17 protein-coding genes are annotated in these 18,037 nt (G+C 37.4%); 6 read left to right on the top strand and 11 right to left on the bottom strand.

Going from position 1 to position 18,037, the window contains the following annotated elements; genetic code table 11:
- Positions 1-82 precede the first annotated feature (82 nt).
- The 5 genes from FJR04_RS23155 to FJR04_RS26730 form a co-directional block, all read right to left on the bottom strand.
- A complete protein-coding gene (locus FJR04_RS23155; RefSeq protein ID WP_168499246.1) occupies positions 83-1,549 on the bottom strand; it encodes a S8 family peptidase in 1,467 nt (488 codons plus the stop codon).
- A gap of 658 nt (positions 1,550-2,207) precedes the next feature.
- Entirely contained in the window at positions 2,208-3,431 is a 1,224-nt protein-coding gene (locus FJR04_RS23150) for a bifunctional sterol desaturase/short chain dehydrogenase (protein ID WP_168499252.1), read from the bottom strand.
- Positions 3,432-3,556: 125 nt separating this feature from the next.
- Positions 3,557-4,009, bottom strand: a complete 453-nt coding sequence (locus FJR04_RS23145; protein WP_168499244.1) for a hypothetical protein — start codon at positions 4,007-4,009, stop codon at positions 3,557-3,559.
- A gap of 194 nt (positions 4,010-4,203) precedes the next feature.
- Positions 4,204-4,626 carry a hypothetical protein gene (locus tag FJR04_RS23140; RefSeq protein ID WP_168499242.1) on the bottom strand — a complete coding sequence of 141 codons (423 nt, stop codon included), beginning with the start codon at positions 4,624-4,626 and terminating at the stop codon, positions 4,204-4,206.
- A 437-nt stretch (positions 4,627-5,063) separates the two neighbouring features.
- A complete protein-coding gene (locus tag FJR04_RS26730) occupies positions 5,064-5,258 on the bottom strand; it encodes a hypothetical protein (protein WP_174763574.1) in 195 nt (64 codons plus the stop codon).
- A gap of 168 nt (positions 5,259-5,426) precedes the next feature.
- On the opposite strand from FJR04_RS26730, the gene FJR04_RS23130 reads away from it, so the two are divergent.
- The 3 genes from FJR04_RS23130 (at position 5,427) to FJR04_RS23120 (ending at position 8,131) form a co-directional block, all read left to right on the top strand.
- Positions 5,427-5,612: a hypothetical protein gene (locus FJR04_RS23130; protein ID WP_168499240.1), complete on the top strand. Its 186-nt coding sequence runs from the start codon at positions 5,427-5,429 to the stop codon at positions 5,610-5,612.
- Between the two features lie 127 nt (positions 5,613-5,739).
- Positions 5,740-6,156 carry a DUF1824 family protein gene (locus FJR04_RS23125; RefSeq protein WP_168499239.1) on the top strand — a complete coding sequence of 139 codons (417 nt, stop codon included), beginning with the start codon at positions 5,740-5,742 and terminating at the stop codon, positions 6,154-6,156.
- 70 nt (positions 6,157-6,226) lie between these two features.
- Entirely contained in the window at positions 6,227-8,131 is a 1,905-nt protein-coding gene (locus FJR04_RS23120) for an ABC-F family ATP-binding cassette domain-containing protein (protein WP_168499237.1), read from the top strand.
- A 35-nt stretch (positions 8,132-8,166) separates the two neighbouring features.
- Here the strand turns inward: FJR04_RS23120 and FJR04_RS23115 are convergent, their stop codons facing one another.
- The 6 genes from FJR04_RS23115 to FJR04_RS23090 form a co-directional block, all read right to left on the bottom strand.
- Complete coding sequence (locus tag FJR04_RS23115) at positions 8,167-9,117, bottom strand: diacylglycerol kinase family protein (protein WP_168499235.1); 951 nt, start codon at positions 9,115-9,117, stop codon at positions 8,167-8,169.
- A 491-nt stretch (positions 9,118-9,608) separates the two neighbouring features.
- On the bottom strand, positions 9,609-9,962 hold the full coding sequence (locus FJR04_RS23110; RefSeq protein WP_254445356.1) for an Imm30 family immunity protein: 354 nt from the start codon (positions 9,960-9,962) through the stop codon (positions 9,609-9,611).
- Between the two features lie 338 nt (positions 9,963-10,300).
- Positions 10,301-10,627: a barstar family protein gene (locus tag FJR04_RS23105; RefSeq protein WP_371718697.1), complete on the bottom strand. Its 327-nt coding sequence runs from the start codon at positions 10,625-10,627 to the stop codon at positions 10,301-10,303.
- Positions 10,628-10,676: 49 nt separating this feature from the next.
- Positions 10,677-12,899, bottom strand: coding sequence for a hypothetical protein (locus FJR04_RS23100; RefSeq protein WP_174763573.1), 2,223 nt, complete (start codon positions 12,897-12,899; stop codon positions 10,677-10,679).
- Between the two features lie 157 nt (positions 12,900-13,056).
- The gene (locus tag FJR04_RS23095; RefSeq protein ID WP_168499248.1) at positions 13,057-13,839 is read right to left on the bottom strand and encodes a PP2C family serine/threonine-protein phosphatase; all 783 of its coding nucleotides are present in this window, start codon (positions 13,837-13,839) and stop codon (positions 13,057-13,059) included.
- Positions 13,840-13,859: 20 nt separating this feature from the next.
- A complete protein-coding gene (locus FJR04_RS23090) occupies positions 13,860-14,516 on the bottom strand; it encodes a VWA domain-containing protein (RefSeq protein WP_168499232.1) in 657 nt (218 codons plus the stop codon).
- A gap of 493 nt (positions 14,517-15,009) precedes the next feature.
- Between FJR04_RS23090 and FJR04_RS23085 the strand changes: the two genes are divergently transcribed.
- The 3 genes from FJR04_RS23085 to FJR04_RS23075 all read left to right on the top strand — a co-directional run.
- Positions 15,010-16,695 carry a Mu transposase C-terminal domain-containing protein gene (locus FJR04_RS23085; protein WP_168499230.1) on the top strand — a complete coding sequence of 562 codons (1,686 nt, stop codon included), beginning with the start codon at positions 15,010-15,012 and terminating at the stop codon, positions 16,693-16,695.
- A 3-nt stretch (positions 16,696-16,698) separates the two neighbouring features.
- A complete protein-coding gene (locus FJR04_RS23080) occupies positions 16,699-17,535 on the top strand; it encodes a TniB family NTP-binding protein (protein ID WP_168499228.1) in 837 nt (278 codons plus the stop codon).
- Positions 17,535-18,037 (top strand): TniQ family protein (locus FJR04_RS23075; RefSeq protein WP_168499226.1); only part of this gene is annotated, 503 nt, incomplete at its 3' end. The genes FJR04_RS23080 and FJR04_RS23075, both read left to right, overlap by 1 nt.

Raw genomic sequence — 18,037 nt, 5'->3', positions numbered from 1 at the left:
GGCGAGGGTGATTCAATCGCTTGAAAAGCTTGGTGAGAAAGGGTTGGAGTTCAAAAAGCTTTTGGATATAATGCTTGAATCATTACCAATAAGTTTCATTTTCTTGGTTATTAAGATTATTTACATAGTTTTTGCTGGATGTATTGTCGTAATAGTGCAGTGTTAACTGGATGAATGGATGAACTGCTCTCTCATTATTATAACTAGACTGTGGTGCTGGTGATGTTTCCCGATCGCCAAATCGTAACCTTAACTGATTTTCACTAATAGAGACAACAATAGGAGGCAGTGGAATAGAGATTGGGGCTTGAGATTGTAGACTAAAAGGTAATTGGGAAACTATATTAATCAATTCCAGAGGAAAGAAAGAATCTAATGGAGGGAAGAAGGAAGGAAATTCCAATCCCGGTTGTGAAGGTGTTGTCGGCTCTGAAGTATTAGTGCTATTTGCGGCTGTACTTGTAATAATTTGGCGGATTTGGTTCTCAGTTAGGTTAGGATTAGCACTGAGCATGAGGGCAACTGTCCCGGCAATATGAGGGGCGGCCATCGAAGTACCAGTGTAAGTGGCATATTGATTATTGGGTGTTGTGGAATAGACATCAACTCCTGGGGCTGTAACATAGGTGATTTCTTGAGAACCAGAACGGTTAGAGAAATTTGCAAACTTGTTATTCTGATCTACTGCACCTACGGCAATCCCTGAATTATAGGCGTAGCGAGCGGGATAAGATGGTATTGATTCACCATTGTTTCCTGCTGCCATGACAACAATTACACCTTTGCTGCTGGCATATTCAATGGCTGACTCAAGAGTAGCGTTAGAGGAATTACCCCCTAAGCTGAGGTTAATGACATTTGCACCATTATCAACTGCATAATAAATGCCTTTGGCAATACTTGAATAAGAACCTGAGCCATTTGCGTCTAGGACTTTGAGTGGCATAATTTTGGCATTATAAGCAATCCCAGTGACACCAATACCATTATTTTCTGCGGCTATAGTTCCAGATACATGAGTACCATGACCATTATTGTCTAAAACATTATTGTTGTTACTATCAAAGTTCCAACCTTGAACATCATCAATATAGCCGTTACCATCATCATCTATACCGTTACCAGGTATTTCTTTGGAATTAGTCCAAATATTATTTTTTAAGTCTGGATGATTGTAGTCTACGCCGGTATCTAAAATAGCGACAATAATTCCTTGTCCTGTATGTCCATTATTCCATGCTGTAGGAGCTTTTATCATATCTGCTCCCCAAGTATTGCCACCTAATTTAGGAGCATCTGTATAGGGATTATCGCCAACAGCTTTACTCACTGCTAATCCTGCATTCACTAAGCCATAGCCATTATTTGAGCTATAGCTACTATTACTGGCAATCAATTTTGTTGTTTCTAGAGGATGTTGAAGAGAAGCACTATGATTTCCCCAATTTATATGATTATCAGTAGGATTTTGAAAGCTATTGGTTTGGGAAATAGGAGTATAATTGATGTTCTTTTGAGAGGGGAAGTGCTGAGAAATATCCAATGACATAAGTATTTAAGCCCCAAGAATAGTATATTTTGTTTGGCAAGTAATGTTTGCGAAAATCTGAAAATACAACAATAATTGGAAGTCGTCAGTTATTCCCCTTTGTCAATAATTACTATAAAGTAACAACATAAAAAGATGTTTTAATTACGAATTAAGTAAAATAAAACGAATGTCATTAACAATTAACTCCAATTAAATAAATGGGAATTTCATGACAAAATGATGATTTATTAATATTGTCATCAATATTTCTTAATTACAGGAGGTTGCAGATATATGACTTCCAGTAATATCCCAGTAATATCAATGTATTCAGGGGTAAAATAAAGAAAGGCTGATTCTCTTTGATAACTATCTCCAGCAGTAAAACTCAAGTAGAATACATCAAAAAATTGCTTTTTATGATATAGAAGAGAATCACCGAGATTAATGTCACTTTAATATTTATATTTTGAACATAAAAAGAGAATGTCTTATATCTCTAGTACAGGTTGGCGTAAATAACATGACCATTAAAAGCTCCGAAAATTTGATTGATTACAAGGCTTGAAAATGGTTCATTCACTTACGCCGCACGGTACTAGGTTATAAAAAAATAGATAACGTTGCTAATTACATTTTTGAAAATGATAATTCTTTAGCAACGCTATTTTGTTAATTATTCACTTTTTGCATTTTTGCTAAGAATGCGATAGTACAACCAAGTGCTGAATTCCTTGACGGGAAATAGTAAATAAGTCAAAGGATTTACGGTGACAATAATATTTCTAAAATCCCGTTTAGCTAAAAACAAAATCCCCCTGGCGACTTGTGAAGATAACATCACACCATAGGGATTTAATTGGCTTTTGAATGGACCTAAAATTAATTTGCGAATTACACAAACTTGATCTAATCGTTTGAGAGTGACAATATCCCCTAATGCTCTTTTGCTTAGTTCATATAGAGGACTTAAAGCTGGGGAAACTTCGGCTTCGGAAGTATTTACCCAAATTTCTTTAGTAGCTTTTGCTTCTGATCCTGTAACAGTTGCAGAAAAGATATCTATCAAATCCAATGCTGAAAAAGTATTGACTTGATAAGAATTGTGGATAGCGGCAGAAGTGCGGCTTCCATAAACATTTATGCCATGATTGATAATGAGAATATCAACTTTTTTTAAACTTTCTTGTAGTTGAGATTCATTACCCAATTCCCATTTTATAACTTTGATACCTGGTTGAATGACGATTTTTTCTGGATTAGTTGTTAATGCCACAACTTTGGCGTTATGCTTCAATAATTCTGCTGCTAATGCTTTTCCTAATGCTCCTGAAGCACCCGTTAAAGCTACGGTTTTACCTTTGAGAGAAAGTCCTGTTCCTAATATTTTATCCACTAGAGGAAAAACACCACTATAGTAAGCATTAACGTCATCAAAATGATGTCGCCAATGATAGGTTCTATTTACCCACCAAACAGAGGGAATTTTTTCTAAAGGTCCGGGTAAGTGATTGTAGTCTGTGTCTATTGTTCCTTGGAAATATCGCCAAGATGCACCATATAAAAAAGTGCCGGCATAAGCGACTCCTAACCATAACCCCCATTGATGAGCGAATAAGGCTATTATTGTTAATATTGTTACTAGTAATACCGATTCTACGATATCGTGATACAACTGGGAATCTACATAAGCTTTTTGGGATACTAATGTTAAATCCCGACGGTATGCAGCATGGTGTTTGTTATGCCATTTCGCTAACCAAGTGATGTGATGACACAAAGCATGGTAAGCATCTCTGAAAATTTCCGCGAGTAAGAGGGATGAAAATCCCCATGTAGTGAATTGGATACAGTTGTTTACTAAAACCGAATCAATAGTTAAGCTTTGAGCCAAAATCATCATTTTTCTGGTGACACCAATTTTTTTAATTAAACCAAGTTGTTACTACATTTGTCTAATAAAGTAGTTATTTGAAGCGTGGCACACTTCACTTATTTATTTTAAACTTTATTTAACTTGGGAATCTACGCCTTTTGTAATTTTGCTGATTGCATGAGTTTTAAATATTGATTTACCATGTCTGGTGTTAAAAATTCTATCATTATTCTATTTTCTAACCAAAATTCTATGACATCAAAGAAAGAATCACGATTACAACGGGTAACTCTCCAGCCTTCTCGATTTGCAATTGCTTCTATTTTCTCTTGATTAGAATCAACAGAAATGGCTGCATGAGTAGCTGTAAAATTAATAGTTTGAGAAGTTTCTTTAAACTGAAAATTGTCTTCTTTTTCACCAGGTTGTAATTCAGTTTGTAATGGATAAACTTCAATTGCAGTTCCATGTTCGTCGAGAGCTATCATCATGTAACTACCTGGATGGGAAGGAAAGGGAATTACTTTTCCATTCATTACTTCCGCTAAAACTTCAGCCACGCGTTGGGGATTTTGAGCCGAAATAGAAAGATGGTGAATCATAAATAAATGACTTGAAAATTGATTTCCAGGTAAAGAAAATTGTAGGTTAGATTAAGCGAACTGACAAGTCAGGGCTTGCACGATGCCTGCGGCAAGCGTAGCTATCGCATCATCCGAAAAAGTCTTGATTATATCAGGTTTTATTGTGCTAACCACAGCTATTTAGAGATTAAGTTTTATGCTGAACATCAATATTAATTAATTTTCTCAATTAAACGCTGTTCTAATAAATCTAATAATTCATCTACATCTTTTCCTATTGCTTGAAAACAGGTTTCTGGTGATGATTTGGGTGCAAATTGAATTAACTTAATTTCTCCTGTACCAATGCCAATCATAACGACTTCGGTTTCTGGTTTATTGTTATCAATAATTCCCAAAAGTTCTTGGAGACGATTTTCAACTCTCTCATTTAACTTTTCTATTTCGGCTTGGGGACAATAAACGAAATGGGGAATTGGCTGTAAATTAATGCCGATAGTTCCCTGAGTATTGCCATTTTCTAACCATAATCCCCAAAAAAGTGCGGCTAGTTCTGGCTGATTATCTTTCACAAATCTATCTAACTGTCCTCGCCATTTATTATCTGCTGTTTCTGGTTGGGGAATACTAAACATGATGATTAATTCGTAATTTTATTTTTTCTATTTTAACCCAAATTGGACACGCTAGAGATTTGTGTAAATACCATTTTTCTCTAACAATTGTTGACAAGTTCCTGCTTCTACTAATGTGCCATGTTCTATGACATTAATGTAATCAGTATTGTCAATTTTGGAAAGACGGTGAGCGATCGCAATAATCGCAGTAGTGGTTATATTAATTGTAATTCGTTTCTAGGCGCTAAAATAATGCTTACTCCCACAGCAAAAAGACACTCTATTTGGTTAATATTATCACTTAATATACAAATTAAATCACTGGTGTTGCCTTATTCATAATCTGCTAATTCTCTTTCTTATAGATGTTTATATGCGTTTGTCCCTAAATTATTTTGAATATTCTGCCCCAAATTGCACCATAGTAATTTATAGGCATATTTAAACAATGATTTTCATATCCAAGTAATCACAGTCAACAAGGATAAAATCAAAAACTGCCCATAAACATCTTTTACACCTAACCGGGCAATGATAGAATCCTCTAGATTGACTACCACATCTACCACAATCCCAATTAATACTGGTAGTGCTAAGTCAAAAAATTTATTATACTGAGATAATTGGGGAGATTTAAATGGTATAGTCACATCAATTTCTAATTACTAGCAGCTAATATTACCACATAATCCACTTATTAGTTATCAAGATTGAAGTAATATATACAGTTATTTTCATTAAGGAACATATTGGTATCTATCGTCATCAATTTTTGATTATTTACTATTCTCAGATCCATCTGTGTTATTGTAACCAAAATGCAGCGTATAGCAGGAGAGATGACATGGAAAAATTGGCAACTTGTAAATTGGCAAACTACAGTTTTCGGAATTATATTAGAAAAATATTATCGCCAAAATTATTGTCCCCAGCACCAAGCAGCAGGGTATAGTCACAGCGAAAATGTCAGATGTGCTAATTTTCAAGGAAGATTCCCAAGGTAGCCAATATTCCTGCTTAAACTTGGAGAATATGCCATATCAATCTTGATTTTGTTCAAAAATGCTAGTAATCTGAGCAAATCTCGCTCCTAAATCCTGAACCAGACGTACAACTAGACAAATCAATATTATGTCTACTCCCAATCATCAGCAACTTACACTCCCAGAAGCCAAAAAAATCCTCAACAAATTTAACTGTCTGGATATAGCCCCTATACTCAAACCGGCAGAAAAAGTTGCTACCCGTGAGGCATTAATTTTTCTGACTAGCCTTTCCGATTATCAAATTTTAGGTATTTGTGCTGATACATCCCAAGCAGGAATTTTAGCAATGAAAACCTATTCTCGGGCTTTGGGCTATCAAGCACCAACTGACTTACCACAACCAGAGGGACCAGTTTACATCAAATTAAATGGTAAAAATGGCTTGTGTTATCTCGATTCCTATGCTGGGCATCATCGGGGAGTGTTAGTATCTTGTCAGTCGTATCAAGAGGGAGGAGTTAACGAGATGTATGGACATTTGCCCCTCGATTTATTTGTCTAGAATTTCAGTTACAATTATCTGTAGGGTGGGCAATGCCCACCTAATTATTAATCCCTAATTTCCGTATAATATGAGCATTGTTACACTACAGTCAGTTAAAAAAGATTTCGGAATTAAAGAACTTTTAAAAGATGCTAATTTTAGCCTTGATACTAATGATAAAGTTGGTTTAATTGGGACTAACGGATCTGGTAAATCAACTTTATTAAAAATGATTGCTGGACTCGAATCAATTGATAGTGGACAAATTTTAGTTAATTCCGGGGCGAAAATTGTCTATTTACCTCAACAGCCAGATTTAGATGAAAATCACACTGTTTTAGAGCAGGTATTCGCTGACAGTGGTGAACAAATGAATCTAGTGAGAGAGTATGAAGAATTATCTGATAAATTAGCCCATTATCCTGAAGATGGTCAGTTAATGTCTCATCTTTCGAGTGTGATGCAGAAAATGGATGCTACTGGTGCATGGGAAGTAGAAACTAATGCCAAAATCATCTTAACAAAATTAGGAATTGCTGATTTCGATGTGAAAATTGGGACATTATCTGGGGGATATCGCAAGCGGATTGCTTTAGCAGCAGCATTAATATCAGAACCAGATTTATTATTAATGGATGAACCAACAAACCATCTTGATGCTCTGTCTGTGGAATGGTTACAAAGTTATTTAAACCGCTATCGGGGCGCACTTTTATTAATTACTCATGATCGTTATTTTTTAGATAGAGTTACTAATAAAATTATTGAAATTGATCGAGGTGATATTTATACTTATACGGGTAATTATTCGTATTATTTAGAAAAGAAAGCTTTAGCTGAAGAATCGGCTGTTAGCACTCAACGTAAACATCAAGGGATTTTACGCCGGGAATTAGAATGGTTAAAAAAAGGACCAAAAGCTAGAAGTACGAAGCAAAAAGCTAGAATTGATCGCGCTCATGCGCTGCGAGATACTGAGTTTAAACAAATTAATGGTAAGGTTGATATTTCTACTGTTGGCCGTCGTATTGGTAAGAAGGTTATTGAACTCAATAATATTAGTAAAGCCTATAATAATCGAACTTTAATTAAAGATTTTACCTACGAATTTAGTCCAGAAGATCGGATTGGGATCATTGGTGGAAATGGTGCAGGTAAATCTACTTTGATGGATATTATTACTGCCAGAGTTGCACCAGATTCCGGTGTTGTAGAAATTGGAAGTACAATTCATATTGGTTATTTTGATCAACATTCAGAAGAATTATTAACGGCTGTGAATGAAGATCAGCGAGTGATTGATTATATCAAAGAAGAAGGAGAATTTGTCCAAGTATCTGACGGGACAAAAATCACTGCGTCCCAAATGTTAGAAAGATTTTTGTTTCCAGGAAATCAACAATATGCACCTATTAATAAACTTTCTGGAGGAGAAAAACGCCGTTTATTTTTATTACGGATTCTCATTGGTGCGCCCAATGTTTTGATTTTAGACGAACCGACTAATGATTTAGATGTACAGACATTAGCTGTATTAGAGGATTATTTAGAGGATTTTACTGGTTGTGTAATTGTAGTTTCCCATGATCGTTATTTTTTAGATCGGACTGTAGACAGAATTTTTGCTTTGGAAGAAGGTGGAGGTTTACGTCAATATCCTGGTAATTATTCAATTTATTTAGATTATAAAAAAGCTGAAGAAGCCCAACAACAGGAAACATCAAAAACTGTAGTTGTAGAAAAGGTTGCATCTCCAGTTACAGAAACTAAAAAACGCCGGAGGTTATCCAATTGGGAAAGACGGGAATTTGAAGAATTGGAAGGAAAAATTGCCAAGTTAGAAACAGAGAAAACGGCAGTAGAAAAGACGTTAGCAAATGTGGCTGGTAATTATAGCCAAGTGCAGAAGCTATATGAACAGGTGGAAAAACTCAAGAAAGATATTGATGTGGCAACGGAACGCTGGTTAGAGTTAGCAGAAATGGAGTCTTAGAATGCCACTGTGCAACTGACGTTTTAAATCAATGCTCAATTGTTATCTTCTCTCATGTTACTACCTGCTTGATCTGCAAATTCAGCCAGGAGTTTAGGTGTGGGAAGAAGAACTTGTAAGGCTTTGGGAGCGACTTCTATAGTGATTGGGGTTTGTCCTATATAAATGCCATCAGCATGGACTTCAAGAGGCAGATAACTTTCAATCTCGATCTTGCTGGCCTGATAAGTTCTCAGCAGTTCATGTTCAAAGGGTTGACCGCGCATTGCACTAAATAAATGCCGAAGATGATCTAATTTGGAGGAACGGTTCATATAGATCACATCAAGCTTGCCGTCATCCATTTTGGCATGGGGAGCTAGGAAAATTTCTGCACCATAGCGAGGACTATTGCAAATATTGACTTGTAATGTGCGAGGATGGTATTTTAGTTTACCATCAAGCCGCAAGGTCAAGCGATGGGGATGGAATGCGAAAAATGTTTTAAGTCCACTGAAAATACTCCCGATAGGTGCAAAAGCATTTTTCTTGGCTGCTTCCTTAACATCCTCACCACATGGGAAGAGAGAAGCTTCCAAGCCAATGCCAACTACTTCTAAAAAGTAATATCCGTCTACTTTACCGAGATCAATTGAACTAATTTGACCTTCTTTGATTATGCGTACTGCTTGATGAAAGTTATTAGGAATATTGAAACTAGCAGCTAAATTATTACGCGTTCCCAATGGGATTATACCTAAAGTTATTTGAGTGTTGGCGATCGCTCGAACTACAGCCTCAATTGTACCGTCTCCTCCAGCAACAATAACTAACTGAACTCCATTTGTGGAAGCTTTAGCTGCTATTTGCTGTCCATCATCTTCAGGTGTGGTTTGCTCTATCTCAATTTCCAGGTTTTGGCTTTTGAAAACTTCTAATAGATCAGGTAGCAAATTAGAATTTAGGGATGCTCCTGATGTGGGATTGACAATTAATAGTGCATTCATTTTTAAACCTACATTGCCAAAGCTTCAAAATATTACAATTTTGCGGTTGATTTTTAATGTTATTATTTCAATTTTCTCAAGTCTATCAGGCAACATTGGTTTTTGTCCTCACCCGTCAGCTAGATAAAAGGAAGCCAGGGAATTAATTCCCTGTCTAAAAGCTCAAGTCGGTTTAAACCGACTATTGGGAATGATGGAATATTCTTATAAGTTTGTTATTTTGTCTGAATCAGGATATCCAGGATTAAAGGATTAACAGGATGTTTTTTAGTAAATAAAGGTTTTTGTGAATAATCAATAATATGCTTTTATCTTAATTCTAATTTATAATCATTAAATATTCACAGAAAATCTACAAATAACAATCCTGTACATCCTTAAATCCTGGACATCCTGATTCAGACAACCACAATAATACGCTTTCTCGAACTTGTAATTTATTCACAATACTTTCTTCCAAAAGATGATAGAGAAAATGGGGATTTTTAAAATTAGCTGAATGTAATAAATAGGTTTTGATAAACTTGACACGCTGATTCATCATTTAAAATCCGGTTGTGAATAATTCTTGTCCATTCAGGTGCTGTTATCATTAATTGAGGGACAACATGAATAAATGCGGTAATTTGTTTTTCCATATCAAAAGATTCGAGAAAATGAATTAAGCTAAACATCACTTCTGGCTGTTGACATTGATCATCTAAAATTAGATGATAGGCAGATAATTTATTTTCATCAGGATTTTCAGCTATTTCAGCTAAAGCATTTTCAAAATTTGTAACTTGTTCTTCTGTTTGCATTAAGTGATTTTCTTGCAAGGTTGCCAATAAATTATTTTGATTCATTGTTTTGTCCCTTATTTCTCAAAAATCCATGGCCAAGTAGATTTATTCTGTCTGATTAATGTTTGCAAACTTTCCCTGATTTCTCTATTATACAAACCTTGACGAAATTCTTTGTCAGAATCAGGATATCCAGGATTAGAGGATTAACAGGATGTTTTTTAAGACATATAGGTTGTTGTGAATGATAAAGAATATGCTTTTATCTGAATCATAATTTATAATCATTAAATATTCACAGAAAATCTATAAATAACAATCCTGTATATCCTAAAATCCTGGTTATCCTGATTCTGACAACTACAATAAACAATCTTCAAATAATGAAAAAGCAACTTTACCTATTTGTTAATAACTAAAAACTTGAGAGGAATATTATTAGCTTTCCAGTATTCTTTGGCTGAATTTAAAATATCCAATGCTATTTGGTACTGTGTCTGTTCAGCTTGAGCAAAGATATCAGCATGATCATATAATATCACATATCTTTGAGCCGGACACCATGTTAAATCGGTGATACATTCATCAAAAGCATCCCAGCTATAGCCGAAGTATGCAGGAAATTCCATTGCTTCAGCAGCTTGTTTTAAAAATGTTTGTTTGTTATTAATTTTTTTACCGTTAAGATGGAAAACTTTTGTTCCTGGTTCTGCGGCTATTTGTTCCACTGTTTTATGGATGTTTTGTTTAATGTTTGTTGGTTAAATATTGAGAATTTTATTGATATAGAAAAGCAAAATAGAAAAACAAAGCAAAACAAAAGATAGCAAAACAAAAGATAGCAAAACCATATTTTCCAAAAACCCCCCCCATTATTAAACCAAATAGAGAAATATTTATAGCAATGTTAAAAACTAACTCTTGTCTATCAAAATTTGAATTAGTCGCAGTAGTAGATGTTGCCGTTGGTTGAGTTACTACAGGCTGATTCTGAGATGCAGAAACTGCTGGTTGCGAAACTTGAAATTGGGTTTGCTGGACTGGCCAAATCCTAATAGTGTTGTCAGCACTTCCACTAGCAAGGGTTTGTCCATCAGGGCTGTATGCAACGGAATAAACCCAGTCAGAATGACCTGTGAGGGTTTGGAGTAGGTTTCCTGTAGTTACATCCCACAATTTGATAGTGTTGTCAGCACTCCCACTAGCAAGGGTTTGACCATCAGGACTGAATGCAACGGAATAAACCCAGTCAGAATGCCCTTGGAAGGTGTGGATTTGCGTTCTTATTGACATATCCCACAGTTTGATAGTCTTGTCATCATTCCCACTCGCAAGGGTTTTGCCATCTGGGCTGAATACTACGGAATTAACAGCGTTGAAAGCTTGAAAGGTGCAGATGTTTCTTTCTGTGGCTACATCCCACAGTTTGATAGTGTTGTCACCACTTCCACTGGCAAGGGTTTGACCATCTGGACTGAATGCAACGGAATAAACCCAGGCAGAATGCCCTTGGAAGGTGTGGATTTGCGTTCTTATTGACATATCCCACAATTTGATAGTCTTGTCCGCACTCCCACTAGCCAGGGTTTGACCATCTTTGCTGAATGCTAAGGAATAAACCGTACTAGAATGTCCTAGTAGGGTTTGGAGTAGCTTTCCTGTATTCACATTCCACAGTTTGATAGTGTTGTCACCACTTCCACTAGCCAGGGTTTGACCATCTGGGCTGAATGCTAAAGAAGAAACCGCACTAGAATGTCCTGGTAGAGTTTGGAGTAGCTTTCCTGTATTCACATTCCACAGTTTGATAGTGTTGTCACCACTTCCACTAGCCAGGGTTTGACCATCTGGGCTGAATGCTACGGACTTAACCCTGTCGGAATGCCCTGAAAAGGTTGGGATGTGTCCTGGTTTTGAGACTTTATTAACGACTTGCGGCTTTGATGTTGATTCCACAACAACAGATGGTTTTGCTTTAACAACACCAGGAAAAATATCAACACCAAGATTTGTAGAGCGATCGCACCAATAGCATTTACCATAAGTTCGGCTATAGTAATGACTATCTACCCTGCCACATATAGTTAGCCTATCATTCCCTACCTTTAACGCCTCCAACCACTTCCTAGCCGTAGGGCGGAAATTAGGATTTTTATGCCCATCATTAAAGCATTTCAGAAAACATTGCTGAATCTCTGTATGAACAATCTCCAGGGGAATTGTTCTTGCTACTGCTGCAATTAAATTAGTTGACCCATTAACCCATAAACCCTGACAGATAAGTTCATTTATGTCTGGAGTTTCCCCCGCACCAGTCCACTTTCCCTGAAAAGGATTATTACCACCAAATAATAATTGATAGATAATTACTCCTAACCGGAATCTATCATGTATTTCTGTTTGCTCAATCCTATCAAAATCTTTTCCAATCAGTTCTGGTGGAGTATATCCCTCAGAACCAACTAAACAATAATAAACCTTACCATTTTTCGGATTTATCACCTGAAAAGAATCTGTATCAATAATAGAAGGTAAAGCCCGATTATTAACTAAAATATTTTGTGGTTTAATATCTCCCAAAACATAACCAGCAGCGTGCAGTGCTTCAATAATTGAGACAATATTCAGCGCCGTTGTGTGCAGAAACCGCCAATCAATCTCAAGTTTTAACTGCTTTCGACGCTGGGGATTATAAACATCAATAAGTTCTTTTCCATCCTTAATTTCTGGCATCAAAAAGCCCACACAATCACCCTGAGCATTTTTCAAGGCCGACTTAGGCCAAGCAAAAGAAACATGATGAAGATGGGAATTTGGTTCTGTGGGTGGATGTGCTATCATTACCGCTAACTTCTGCACCCGTTCAGGTGTTGGAGTATGGTAAATTTTCGCTAAATAACCTTTTTGATTAGTTCGCCAAATTTTTCCTTCACCACTATTAAATATTTCACTTATGAGAGTGATTGATTTTCCCGTACTGGCACAGCTAAGAACTGTCATAGAACTTTAATTAGATGGGTTGAAATATATTTCTAAAATCCTAAAATCCGTAGGTTGGGTTGAGGCTTTGGGAAACCCAACACAATCTCAGAAATATTGAAAATGTTGGGTTTCATTCTTCAACCCAACCTACAGTTTTTTTAACACCAATTTCATCCTATTCAAAAAGGCACAAAAGCAAGGTTTTATCATCATCAGTGCGAGAATTCAGCCTTTCAGAATTTAGGAAATCAATCACATATTTTTCATCATCTTCTGGATTATCTGTTTCTCGCAAATATTCTTCAAAAGGTTTAAAGAATGGTGCATGAGGTTTCCAATCACTCAAGCGAATTGCAACTTTTTCCAATCCATCAGTAGAAGCACAAATAAACTCTTGTTTTCCTGAAATTACCTGTACCTGCATTTCCTCCAGCGCATTAGCTGAAGTCACAAAAGTTGTTTCGTTGAAAAATTCCCCCTTATCTGGTTCAAACAATAATTGATATTCTGAATTTTGGGAATGCACCACCATAAATCCATCCCCAATTTGCATCGCTGCCACCCAATCAGGAGTAGCCACAAAAACTAAAAGAGTACAAGCTAAATCATTGACAGAATAACCTTTATTAGCTGCTTGTTTGTTTAATTCTACAATTACTTGATTGACTGTTTTAGCAAAAAGCTTTTTCGCTTCTATTTGGGAAAGTGGCTGAGAAAACCTTTGCCAAAATCCTTTTCGCTTCTGAAGATATTCACTAATTCTAGAAAGGTATTTGAGCGCAGTTTTTACCGCCAATTCAGAACCAATTTGAGAATATTTAGCACTCCCAGCACCATCAGCAACTGCACCGACAATCACATCATTAAAAATGCGATAATGCCCGCAGTCTTGACAAGGTATTGTTTGCTCTTGATGACTTGTACCCGTTGCAGAACGGGCTATTGCTTTCCAACCCACAATAAATAAATCCTCAAAATCTAAGTAGTAATTTGCCCCCATCCCACCGGCGGTAATGCCACTGCTTCCCCTACTTTGCCACTAGAAACCCGTTTCATGGAAGTGGAAAGCCAAACAAATAAAGCGCGAAAATCTAAGCCATTCAGGGTGACAGGAGGACGTTCTGGAGGGGCAATCTGTTTAAGTTTATTCATATCTGCACCCTGAACACCAACCGTAAAAAACAACATTCGGCGCTGCGCTTCTTCTTCTCTTACCCTTTGCGCTGCACCCTCCCAAGCATCTGTAGGCGCACCATCGGTAATTAAAAATACCCAAGGACGATAATAGAGAACACCGTTATCCTTATAAGACTGTTTGCGGGTTTCCAATAAATCCAAAGCGTATTCAATGGCTTCACCCATTGGTGTCACACCCTCTGTTTCTAGCTTAGGCGCTGTAAAATTATCAATAGTGACAAAATCTTGCGTCAGTTTCACTGGACCAAATGTGACAATAGCAACTTCTACACTCAAGGAAGCTTGAGCATCTTTCATCACATCTTCTTTAAAAGCCGCCAAACCTCTATTTAACTCCTGTATAGGTTGTCCTGACATTGATCCAGAAGTATCAAGTAAGAGAATTACCGGACAACGATTTTCAGGGTTTTCCACGAATTCAGGTAAACCTACTGCCATTTTTGATACTCCTGTTAATCAAAATTAGATGCAAAATGTATAAACTAGATTTTATTTGTTACTACATAACTTAGCATGAGTGTTTATACGTAATCAATACCCATAAATTTAAATATCAATATTTTTATGCTCTATAGATAAACGCGGAATTCGATTACACCAATTTTATTTGGGTATTTTTAGGCGATCGCAAATCGCTCCGTAGGAATTACTCTCCACGAAGTTACTGTCGTTTGCCAGATTAAATGACCACTTGACAAATTAATGTCCACAAAAATATTAATCACTAAACCCTTACATAGCAAGGGTTTCGTTATTTCATCCTATATTTAACCTCTTCAACATCAATTGACAAAATAACTGTCCGAGTTTAAAAGCTTGACAAATTATTTGTCCTCTATCGAAAATCGTAATTTTTCCAACTCTTACTTTACTTGACAAATTAATTGTCCTCCAATAGAGTATAATTCAACTATGTTTTTAATAAACATATATGCTAGAAACACAAAATAATAAACCCAATGACGATGAAGTAGAAGATAGCGAGATTATCACTCAACTATCCGCAGGTGATAAAGAACTATTGGAGTTAATCCAAAAATTACTCGAACCATGCGATCGCATTACTTACGGAGAAAGACAAAGGGAGGTAGCAGCCAAACTAGGTAAGTCAGTGCGGACAGTACGGAGACTAGTTAAAAAATGGGAAGAAGAAGGTCTAGCGGCACTTCAAACTACTCAACGATCTGACAAAGGCAAACATCGTATAGATTCTCAGTGGCAAAAGTTCATTATCAATACATATAAGGAGGGAAATAAAGGTAGCAAGCGAATTACTCCCCAACAAGTTGCGATTAGAGTACAAGCAAAAGCAGCAGAATTGGGTGATGAAAATTATCCCAGTTATAGGACTGTTTATCGAGTTCTACAACCAATTATTGAGGAACAAGAGCAAAAAGCGGGTGTTAGGAATCGTGGTTGGCGCGGTTCTCGATTATCACTGAAAACCCGTGATGGACTAGATTTATCAGTAGAACACAGCAATCATATCTGGCAATGTGATCACACTCGTGCAGATTTATTGCTGGTGGATCAACATGGTGAACTTTTAGCTCGTCCTTGGCTGACAACAGTTATAGATACTTACTCCCGTTGCATCATCGGAATTAATTTAGGTTTTGACGCACCAAGTTCTCAAGTAGTAGCTTTGGCACTGCGTCATGCCATATTACCCAAAAAATATGGAGCAGAATATGGACTACATGAGGAATGGGGAACTTATGGCAAACCAGAACACTTTTTTACTGATGGGGGTAAAGATTTTCGCTCTAACCATTTGCAACAGATTGGTGTGCAGTTAGGATTTGTTTGCCATTTACGCGATCGCCCCAGTGAAGGCGGTATTGTCGAACGTCCCTTTGGTACTTTAAATACTGATTTATTTTCTGCTTTACCAGGATACACAGGCTCAAATGTGCAGGAACGTCCAGAGGAAGCCGAAAAAGAAGCCTGTCTAACTTTACGAGAACTAGAACGTCTATTAGTACGCTATATCGTAGACAAATATAACCAAAGTATTGATGCTCGTTTAGGTGATCAAACCCGTTATCAAAGGTGGGAAGCAGGGTTAATTGTTGCACCCACTCTAATCTCAGAAGAAGATTTGCGTATTTGTTTGATGAAGCAAACTCGACGCTCGATTTACAAGGGTGGATATCTGCAATTTGAAAATCTCACCTATCGTGGTGAAAACCTTGCTGGTTACGCTGGGGAAAGCGTGGTTTTGCGATTTGATCCCAAAGACATTACAACTATCTTGGTTTATCGCCAAACAGGTTCTCAAGAAGAATTTTTAGCTCGTGCTTATGCTCAAGATTTGGAGACGGAAGAATTGTCTCTGGATGAGGCTAAATCCATGAGTCGCAGGATTCGACAAGCAGGTAAAGAAATTTGCAATCGTTCGATTTTGGCTGAAGTAAGAGACAGAGAAACTTTTATTAAGCAAAAGAAAACGAAAAAGGAACGTCAAAAAGAAGAACAGGTTGTAGTTGAAAAAGCTAAAAAACCTATGATTGTTGAACCAGAAGAAATAGAAGTGGCATCTGTGGAAAGTGCTTCAGAACCAGATATGCCAGAGGTTTTTGATTATGAACAAATGCGCGAAGATTACGGGTGGTAAATTATGACTTCACAACAAGCCCAAAGTGTTGCTCAAGAATTAGGTGATATTCCCCAAAATGATGAGAAATTACAAGCAGAAATTCACCGATTGAATCGGAAGAGTTTTATTCCCTTGGAACAGGTGAAAATGCTCCATGATTGGTTAGATGGTAAGCGACAATCACGGCAGTCTGGTAGGGTGCTAGGAGAGTCAAGAACGGGTAAAACTATGGGTTGTGATGCCTACAGACTCAGGCATAAACCCAAACAAGAACCGGGAAAACCGCCTACTGTGCCTGTTGCTTATATCCAAATACCGCAAGAATGTAGTGCTAAGGAGTTATTTGCCGCAATTATTGAGCATTTAAAGTATCAAATGACTAAGGGAACGGTAGCAGAGATTAGAGATAGAACGCTGCGGGTTCTCAAAGGTTGTGGGGTGGAAATGCTGATTATTGATGAAGCTGATCGTTTTAAACCCAAGACTTTTGCAGAGGTGCGGGATATTTTTGATAAGTTGGAAATTGCCGTGATTTTGGTGGGTACTGACAGATTAGACGCTGTAATCAAGCGAGATGAGCAAGTTTATAACCGTTTTCGTGCCTGTCATCGGTTTGGTAAGTTTTCTGGGGAAGATTTTAAGCGCACTGTGGAGATTTGGGAAAAGCAAGTTTTAAAACTGCCTGTTGCTTCTAATCTTTCCAGTAAGGCAATGTTGAAGACGTTGGGTGAGGCAACTGGGGGTTATATTGGGTTGCTGGATATGATTCTCAGAGAGTCGGCTATTCGGGCTTTAAAGAAGGGATTATCAAAGATTGATTTGGAAACTCTGAAGGAAGTAACGGCGGAGTATAAGTAATGGAAATTGGGGAAATTAATCCTTGGTTGTTTCAGGTAGAACCATATCCAGGAGAAAGTCTGAGTCACTTTTTGGGACGCTTTCGACGGGCAAATGATTTAACGCCTACTGGGTTAGGTAAGGCTGCTGGGGTTGGGGGTGCGATCGCTAGATGGGAAAAGTTTCGTTTTAATCCCCCTCCTTCTCGGCAACAGTTGGAGGCTTTGGCTAAGGTTGTGGGGGTTGATGCTGATAGATTAGAGCAGATGTTACCACCTGCTGGGGTGGGGATGAAAATGGAGCCAATTCGGCTTTGTGCTGCTTGTTATGTGGAGTCGCCTTGTCATCGGATTGAGTGGCAGTTTAAGGTAACTCAGGGGTGTCAGCATCATCATTTAAGTTTGCTGTCTGAGTGTCCTAATTGTGGGGCTAGGTTTAAAGTTCCGGCGTTGTGGGTTGATGGTTGGTGTCATCGCTGTTTTACGCCGTTTGGGGACATGGTAAAGTGGCAAAACTCTATTTA

Origin of the sequence: Anabaena sp. UHCC 0204 (assembly GCF_009711975.1) — a bacterium.
Classification (GTDB): Bacteria; Cyanobacteriota; Cyanobacteriia; order Cyanobacteriales; family Nostocaceae; genus Dolichospermum.
The sequence above is the reverse complement of the archived record's forward strand: the minus strand, read 5'-3'. Positions and strand labels throughout refer to the sequence as shown.

Coding starts and splice junctions, on each gene's coding strand:
- FJR04_RS23155 (WP_168499246.1), bottom strand. CDS start 1,549: ATGTCATTGGATATTTCTCAGCACTTCCCCTCTCAAAAGAACATCAAT.
- FJR04_RS23150 (WP_168499252.1), bottom strand. CDS start 3,431: ATGATTTTGGCTCAAAGCTTAACTATTGATTCGGTTTTAGTAAACAAC.
- FJR04_RS23145 (WP_168499244.1), bottom strand. CDS start 4,009: ATGATTCACCATCTTTCTATTTCGGCTCAAAATCCCCAACGCGTGGCT.
- FJR04_RS23140 (WP_168499242.1), bottom strand. CDS start 4,626: ATGTTTAGTATTCCCCAACCAGAAACAGCAGATAATAAATGGCGAGGA.
- FJR04_RS23130 (WP_168499240.1), top strand. CDS start 5,427: ATGCAGCGTATAGCAGGAGAGATGACATGGAAAAATTGGCAACTTGTA.
- FJR04_RS23125 (WP_168499239.1), top strand. CDS start 5,740: ATGTCTACTCCCAATCATCAGCAACTTACACTCCCAGAAGCCAAAAAA.
- FJR04_RS23120 (WP_168499237.1), top strand. CDS start 6,227: ATGAGCATTGTTACACTACAGTCAGTTAAAAAAGATTTCGGAATTAAA.
- FJR04_RS23115 (WP_168499235.1), bottom strand. CDS start 9,117: ATGAATGCACTATTAATTGTCAATCCCACATCAGGAGCATCCCTAAAT.
- FJR04_RS23110 (WP_254445356.1), bottom strand. CDS start 9,962: ATGAATCAAAATAATTTATTGGCAACCTTGCAAGAAAATCACTTAATG.
- FJR04_RS23100 (WP_174763573.1), bottom strand. CDS start 12,899: ATGACAGTTCTTAGCTGTGCCAGTACGGGAAAATCAATCACTCTCATA.
- FJR04_RS23090 (WP_168499232.1), bottom strand. CDS start 14,516: ATGGCAGTAGGTTTACCTGAATTCGTGGAAAACCCTGAAAATCGTTGT.
- FJR04_RS23085 (WP_168499230.1), top strand. CDS start 15,010: ATGCTAGAAACACAAAATAATAAACCCAATGACGATGAAGTAGAAGAT.
- FJR04_RS23080 (WP_168499228.1), top strand. CDS start 16,699: ATGACTTCACAACAAGCCCAAAGTGTTGCTCAAGAATTAGGTGATATT.